General features: G+C 64.5%; 6 protein-coding genes. All 6 read left to right on the forward strand.

The genetic code is table 11. The features are described from left to right. Positions 1 to 256 precede the first annotated feature (256 nt). The 6 genes from coxB to JOY90_RS14205 all read left to right on the forward strand — a co-directional run bounded on the left by coxB (position 257) and on the right by JOY90_RS14205 (position 5,594). The gene (gene coxB / locus JOY90_RS14180) at positions 257 to 1,114 is read left to right on the forward strand and encodes a cytochrome c oxidase subunit II (protein ID WP_291691746.1); all 858 of its coding nucleotides are present in this window, start codon (positions 257 to 259) and stop codon (positions 1,112 to 1,114) included. A gap of 74 nt (positions 1,115 to 1,188) precedes the next feature. Continuing rightward, positions 1,189 to 2,808, forward strand: coding sequence for a cytochrome c oxidase subunit I (ctaD, locus tag JOY90_RS14185; protein ID WP_291691747.1), 1,620 nt, complete (start codon positions 1,189 to 1,191; stop codon positions 2,806 to 2,808). A gap of 63 nt (positions 2,809 to 2,871) precedes the next feature. Further along, positions 2,872 to 3,807, forward strand: a complete 936-nt coding sequence (locus tag JOY90_RS14190) for a heme o synthase (protein ID WP_291691748.1) — start codon at positions 2,872 to 2,874, stop codon at positions 3,805 to 3,807. A gap of 18 nt (positions 3,808 to 3,825) precedes the next feature. Next, on the forward strand, positions 3,826 to 3,990 hold the full coding sequence (locus JOY90_RS14195; protein WP_291691749.1) for a CoxF protein: 165 nt from the start codon (positions 3,826 to 3,828) through the stop codon (positions 3,988 to 3,990). Between the two features lie 16 nt (positions 3,991 to 4,006). Then, positions 4,007 to 4,627, forward strand: coding sequence for a cytochrome c oxidase assembly protein (locus tag JOY90_RS14200; RefSeq protein WP_291691750.1), 621 nt, complete (start codon positions 4,007 to 4,009; stop codon positions 4,625 to 4,627). A gap of 73 nt (positions 4,628 to 4,700) precedes the next feature. Further along, positions 4,701 to 5,594 carry a cytochrome c oxidase subunit 3 gene (locus tag JOY90_RS14205; RefSeq protein WP_291691751.1) on the forward strand — a complete coding sequence of 298 codons (894 nt, stop codon included), beginning with the start codon at positions 4,701 to 4,703 and terminating at the stop codon, positions 5,592 to 5,594. The last annotated feature ends 153 nt before the right edge of the window (positions 5,595 to 5,747 follow it).

Raw genomic sequence — 5,747 nt, forward strand, 5'->3', positions numbered from 1 at the left:
AAAGAGGATATCGCGGCGATGGTCCGTTCGGCCAATTCGGCGCCGCGACTACTGCATTGCGGGGGCGCGCGAATTGTGGTTTGAGAGGCTGCATTTCGGCGTCCCAGCGATCAGGCCCGGATACTTCGATTTTCGAACGTATGCTGCCATCGCAGCGGGAGGCGGATCGCGCGGCATTCAACGGGCCTCGGACGGGCCCTCACCTCGGATGCCTTCGGGTGGATGCCTTGGGTGGATTTAAGGGAGCGGGAGCGACATGAAGATGTCGAAGGGCCGGAGCGGCCGGCGGTTGCTGGGATGGGCGGTGGCCGGCTGCGCGCTGGTGTTTTCCGGATCGGCATTCGCCGAATTGGGTCAGCCGGCGCCGTGGGAATACACGATGCAGCAGTCCGGCTCGCCGGTGATGGACAACATTCACTGGTTCCACAATTGGCTGCTCGCGATCATCACGGTGATCACGCTGTTCGTGCTGGCGCTGTTGATCACGGTGATGGTCAAGTTCAATGCCCGCGCCAACCCGACGCCGTCCCGCACCACCCACAACACGCTGATCGAGGTGGCCTGGACCTTGATTCCAGTCCTTATCCTGGTCGGCATCGCGGTGCCTTCGTTCCGGCTGCTGTTCCTCGAGCTCGACGTGCCGAAGGCCGACCTCACCATCAAGGTGACCGGCAAGCAGTGGTACTGGAGCTATGCCTACCCGGATAACGGCAAGTTCGAGTTCGATTCCCTGCTCGCCTGCGACGAGACCCGCGAGAAATGCCAGCAGCCGCGGCTGCTCTCGGTCGACAACGAGGTCGTTGTCCCCGTCAACAAGGTGATCCGCATCCAGACCACCGGCGCCGACGTCATCCACTCCTTCGCGGTGCCGGCCTTCGGCATCAAGATCGACTCCATTCCCGGCCGCCTCAACGAGACATGGTTCAAGGCCGAGAAGACCGGCATGTACTACGGTCAGTGCTCCGAACTGTGCGGCAAGGATCACGCCTATATGCCGATTGCGGTCAAGGTGGTCGAGGACCAGGAATTCGCGACCTGGGTGGAGGCCGCGAAGAAGAAATATGCCAGCGCGAAGACCGATACCTACGCCTCCGCTTCTGGCGCGGCGCATTAACGGGGCGGCGAACGGGACAGGGCGACGGGACCTTCGAGGTCCCGACTTTGAGGACTGCAAGGCAGGATTTGACGATGGCAACGACGGCAGCGACACACGGCGATCACGCCCATGACGACCATGCGCACGACCACCCGACCGGATGGCGGCGCTGGGTCTATTCGACGAACCACAAGGACATCGGCACGATGTACCTCGTGTTCGCGATCATCGCCGGCATCATCGGTGCGGCCATGTCGATCGCGATCCGCGCCGAGTTGATGTATCCGGGCGTCCAGATATTCCACGAGACGCATACCTATAACGTGTTCGTGACCTCGCACGGCCTGATCATGATCTTCTTCATGGTGATGCCGGCGATGATCGGCGGCTTCGGCAACTGGTTCGTGCCGCTGATGATCGGCGCGCCGGACATGGCGTTCCCGCGCATGAACAACATCTCGTTCTGGCTGCTGCCGGCCTCGTTCAGCCTGCTCCTGATCTCGAGCTTCGTCGAGGGCGAGCCGGGCGCCAACGGCGTCGGCGCCGGCTGGACCATCTATGCGCCGCTGTCGACCTCCGGCCATCCGGGCCCGGCGGTCGATTTCGCCATCCTGTCGCTGCACCTCGCCGGCGCCTCCTCGATCCTCGGCGCCATCAACTTCATCACCACGATCTTCAACATGCGTGCGCCCGGCATGACCTTGCACAAGATGCCGCTGTTCGTGTGGTCGATCCTGGTGACGGTATTCCTGCTGCTCTTGGCTCTGCCGGTGCTCGCCGGCGCGATCACCATGCTGCTGACCGACCGCAATTTCGGTACCACCTTCTTCTCGGCCGACGGCGGCGGCGATCCGGTGCTGTTCCAGCATCTGTTCTGGTTCTTCGGCCATCCCGAGGTCTACATTCTCATCCTGCCCGGCTTCGGCATGGTCAGCCAGATCGTCTCGACCTTCTCGCGCAAGCCCGTGTTCGGCTATCTCGGCATGGCCTACGCCATGGTCGCGATCGGCGGCATCGGCTTCGTGGTATGGGCGCACCACATGTACACGGTCGGCATGTCGTCGGCGACGCAGGCCTATTTCGTCGCCGCCACCATGGTGATCGCTGTGCCGACGGGCGTGAAGATCTTCTCGTGGATCGCCACCATGTGGGGCGGCTCGATCGAGTTCCGCACCCCGATGCTGTGGGCGATCGGCTTCATCTTCCTGTTCACGGTCGGCGGCGTCACCGGCGTCGTGCTGGCCAATGCCGGCGTCGACCGCGTGCTGCAGGACACCTATTACGTGGTCGCGCATTTCCACTACGTGCTGTCGCTCGGCGCGGTGTTCGCGATCTTCGCCGGCTGGTACTACTGGTTCCCGAAAATGTCCGGCTACATGTACAACGAGGCGATCGGCAAGGCGCACTTCTGGTTCACCTTCGTCGGCGTCAACCTGGTGTTCTTCCCGCAGCACTTCCTCGGCCTGTCGGGCATGCCGCGCCGCTATGTCGACTACCCCGACGCCTTCGCCGGCTGGAATTATGTGTCCTCGATCGGCTCCTATATCTCCGGCTTCGGCGTGCTGATCTTCATCTACGGCGTGATCGACGCCTTCATGCGCAAGCAGGAGGCCGGCAATAATCCATGGGGCGCCGGCGCCACCACGCTGGAATGGACGTTGCCCTCGCCGCCGCCGTTCCACCAGTTCGAAACGCTGCCGCGGGTGCAGTGAGCAACCACAGGCGGCGCCCTTGACGGGCGCCGCGCCTCCGTTTCTCGAAGGAAGCTGCAAGCCTTGTCGGTCGTCGATCAGAACGCCATCGATGTGCCCCGGATTTCCGAGGCTGACGTCGCCGACTATGTTGCGCTGCTGAAGCCGCGGGTGATGTCGCTCGTGATCTTCACCGCGCTCGTCGGTCTGGCGATGGCGCCTGGCCACTTCCATCCCGTGCTGGCCTTCACCTCGCTGCTCTGCATCGCGGTCGGCGCCGGCGCCTCGGGCGCGCTCAACATGGCGCTGGAGGGCGATATCGACGCGATGATGTCGCGCACCGCCAACCGACCGATCCCGCGCGGCCGCGTCACGCGTTCGGAGGCGATGACGTTCGGGCTGACGCTCGCCTTCTTCTCGGTGATGACGCTCGGTATCCTGGTCAACTGGTATGCCGGCGCGCTGCTCGCCTTCACCATCTTCTTCTATGTCGTGATCTACACGCTGTGGCTGAAGCGCTTCACCGCCCAGAACATCGTGATCGGCGGCGCCGCCGGCTCACTGCCGCCGGTGGTCGCCTGGGTCGCCGCCACCGGCTCGCTCTCGGTCGAGCCGCTCCTGCTCTTCCTCATCATCTTCTTCTGGACTCCGCCGCATTTCTGGGCGCTGGCGCTGTTCCGTTCGGACGATTACGCCCGCGCCGGAATCCCGATGCTGCCGGTCGTCGCGGGCCCCGACGCGACGCGGTTGCAGATCCTGCTCTACACCCTCGTGCTGGTCGCGGTTGCGACCGCGCCTTGGCCGCTCGGCTATTTCGACGCCGTCTACGGCGTGACCTCGCTGCTGTTCGGCGCCGGCATGCTGGCGCTTGCCGTCAACGTGTACCGCTGCCGCGAGCGGAGCGCCTCGTTGCGCGCGACGCGAAAACTGTTCGCGTTCTCGATCCTCTATCTGTTCGCGCTGTTCGCGACGCTGCTGGCCGAGGTCGTGGTCCGCGCCGTCGTGCCCGGAATCGGGTAGGGGGCCCATGAGAAGCCGATGGCCGACCAGCGGGAGCCAGATGGAATCGTCCTCACCGAGGCGCAGAAGCGGAGCCAGCGCCGGCGTTCGGTCGCCATTGCGCTCGCGCTCGGCGTGCTGGTCTTGCTGTTTTTCGCGGTCACCATCGTCAAGGGACCGGCGGTGCTGAACCGCCCGCTGTGACGGCCGGAGATTTGAGATGATGGAGCCCGAAAAGACCGAGCCGGAAGCCGCCCGCGCACCGCGTCTCGGCCGCGACGCGCTGGTCGCCGCAATCTGCGGCGTCGTCGTGGTGCTGATGGTCGGCGCGTCCTACGCCGCCGTGCCGTTCTACAACTGGTTCTGCCGCGCCACCGGCTTCAACGGCACCACCCAGGTGGCGAAATCGGGCCCCGCATCCGCTCCGCTGGCGCGCAAGCTTGCGGTGCGCTTCGATTCCAACGTGGCGGGCGGGCTGCCCTGGAAGTTCGAGCCGGAGCAGACCGAGATCGAGGTCAATATCGGCCAGGTGGTCACCGTCTACTATACCGTCACCAACCAGTCCGCGCGCACCACCACGGGCCAGGCCGCCTACAACGTCGCCCCGCTCACGGTCGGCGCCTATTTCGAGAAGATCAACTGCTTCTGCTTCACCGAGCAGACCATGGCGGCGGGCGAGAAGCGCCAGATGCCGGTCGTGTTCTATGTCGATCCGTCGCTTGCGGCCGACCACGACAACGACACGCTGAACACCATCACGCTGTCCTACACCTTCTATCCGGTGCGCGAGACCGCGCCGAAGCCGGTCGCCGCCACCGAGCCGGACAAAGGAAACCTGTGACCGGAAGCTTCTGAACGCATTTGTTTGATGAATACGTGCCGAAGGGAACGGCACCGCCAACGGAGAGACGAAAATGGCTACGGCCCCCGCTAAGCATCACGACTACCATCTCGTCGATCCGAGCCCGTGGCCGATCGTCGGCTCCGTCTCGGCCTTCGTGATGGCGGTCGGCGCGATCCTGTGGATGCACCACATGACCTCGGCGGCGTGGATGATCTTCGCCCTGGGCGGCGTCGGCGTGCTCTACACCATGGCAAGCTGGTGGGGCGACGTCATCAACGAGGCCGAGCACAAGGGCGACCACACCCGCGTGGTGCAGCTCAGCCACCGCTACGGCATGATCCTGTTCATCGCCTCGGAAGTGATGTTCTTCGTGGCCTGGTTCTGGGCCTTCTTCAATTCCGCGCTGTTCCCGGCCGACGCCGTGCATGCGACGCGTGACGCGGTGTTCGGCTGCGGCGCCGGCACCCAGATGGGCGCCTGCAGCGTGCCGGGCACCTGGCCGCCGAAGGGCATCGATGCCTTCGATCCCTGGCACCTGCCGCTCCTCAACACGCTGCTGCTGCTCACCTCCGGCACCACCGTGACCTGGGCGCATCATGCGCTGCTCGAGAACGACCGCCAGGGACTGAAATACGGGCTGATCCTGACCATCCTGCTCGGCGCCTCGTTCACCGGCGTGCAGGCCTATGAATACGCCCATGCCGCGTTCGGCTTCTCCGGCAACGTCTATGGCGCGACCTTCTTCATGGCGACCGGCTTCCACGGCTTCCACGTGCTGGTCGGCACCATTTTCCTGATCGTCTGCCTGATTCGCGCCTATCGCGGCCATTTCTCGCCGACCCAGCATCTCGGCTTCGAATTCGCCGCCTGGTACTGGCATTTCGTCGACGTGGTCTGGCTGTTCCTGTTCATCTGCATCTATGTCTGGGGCACCGGCGGCGGCCGCCTGGTCGGCGCCGAGTAGTTCGCGGACGATCGTGCTACAAGGGGCGGCCGCTGTGGCCGCCCCTTTGCTTTGTGATCACATGACCGACGCCGCCACACCTCTCTCCCAGACCATCCTGCGCGGGCTTGCCTGCAAATGCCCGCGCTGCGGACAGGGCAAGCTGTTCGCAGG

The sequence above is a fragment of the Bradyrhizobium sp. genome, from assembly GCF_019242285.1.
Classification (GTDB): Bacteria; Pseudomonadota; Alphaproteobacteria; order Rhizobiales; family Xanthobacteraceae; genus Bradyrhizobium.